At 56.7% G+C, this 564-nt stretch carries 1 protein-coding gene; it reads right to left on the bottom strand.

Features of this window, described 5'->3' with window-relative positions; translation table 11 throughout:
* Positions 1-465: hypothetical protein (locus XI03_RS01545; protein WP_271591092.1), on the bottom strand; the 465-nt coding region annotated here is incomplete at its 3' end.
* Positions 466-564 lie beyond the last annotated feature (99 nt).

Raw genomic sequence — 564 nt, 5'->3', positions numbered from 1 at the left:
AGAGCCGGCGATGTAACTGCCGTATACCGAGAGTGTGACCGCGCTGTCGTTTTTGCTCACATACTCTGTTTGACCGCTGCCGTGCGATGAGCCGCTCATATTGGAGCCCGTCGCGCCCCAATCAATCAGGAGATCATTTGCTGTTGGCGTGGTCGTGGATACGGAGATGAGGTTGCTCGTGTTTCCGTGGTTGGCGCAGTTGAATGCATCAATGGGGTTGCCTGTTGTGAGTGCGCTGTTGACCGTAAATACGGCGTACTCGGCACCAGTGAGGCCACCTTTGTTCAGCGAGAAAGTGCCCGATGTTGGGTTGGTGAGATACCCAAACCACTCAACAGAGGGAGATGTGGCTCCTCCGTTTTGCGGACAGCTCGATGACCAGTTTGAAGTAAAGGTGACACTTGCTCCGTTTTGCGTCGCGGTCGGCGTGAAGCCGCCGCCCATGGAGATAATCACCATCAGCACCTGGTTCGTTCCGGAAGGGACTGTGTACGAGAAGGCGTCCGTAGAACCCGATCCGGGCGATGCGTGGGGCGTTATGTTGAGTGTGTCGGCGAGGGTGGG

It is taken from the genome of Bradyrhizobium sp. CCBAU 65884 (genome assembly GCF_028128835.1).
Lineage (GTDB): Bacteria > Pseudomonadota > Alphaproteobacteria > Rhizobiales > Xanthobacteraceae > Bradyrhizobium > Bradyrhizobium ottawaense.
This window is presented reverse-complemented; position numbering and strand designations above follow the sequence as displayed.